General features: G+C 40.4%; 2 rRNA genes. Both read left to right on the top strand.

From position 1 onward, the window contains the following. A 23S ribosomal RNA gene (locus tag H4J38_RS16980) occupies nt 1-94 on the top strand; the annotation flags it as partial. 174 nt (nt 95-268) lie between these two features. Beyond that, nucleotides 269-334: ribosomal RNA gene (rrf, locus tag H4J38_RS16975) — 5S ribosomal RNA — on the top strand; the annotation flags it as partial.

Raw genomic sequence — 334 nt, 5'->3', positions numbered from 1 at the left:
GGGTCGTTGGAGACTACAACGTTGATAGGTTGGGTGTGGAAGTGCTGCGAGGCATTGAGCTAACCAATACTAATTACCCGTGAGGCTTAACCATACAACACCCAAGTAGTTTTACTGATAAAGTGAACTATAAAGTGTGTATGTAGTTTGACAACAGTGTAGGAATACACATCACGCATGACAATTGTGTGAATAAGAGAAAACAAAACGTATTTATTATCATTAAGACAAGTCTTAATGAACAGCTTTTTAGATTGTACCCTTTTTGTCTAGCGACAATAGCGACATGGCCCCACCTGATCCCATTCCGAACTCAGAAGTGAAACGTGTTAGC

The sequence above is a fragment of the Colwellia sp. BRX10-3 genome (genome assembly GCF_014077505.1).
Taxonomy (GTDB): Bacteria; Pseudomonadota; Gammaproteobacteria; order Enterobacterales; family Alteromonadaceae; genus Cognaticolwellia.
This window is presented reverse-complemented; position numbering and strand designations above follow the sequence as displayed.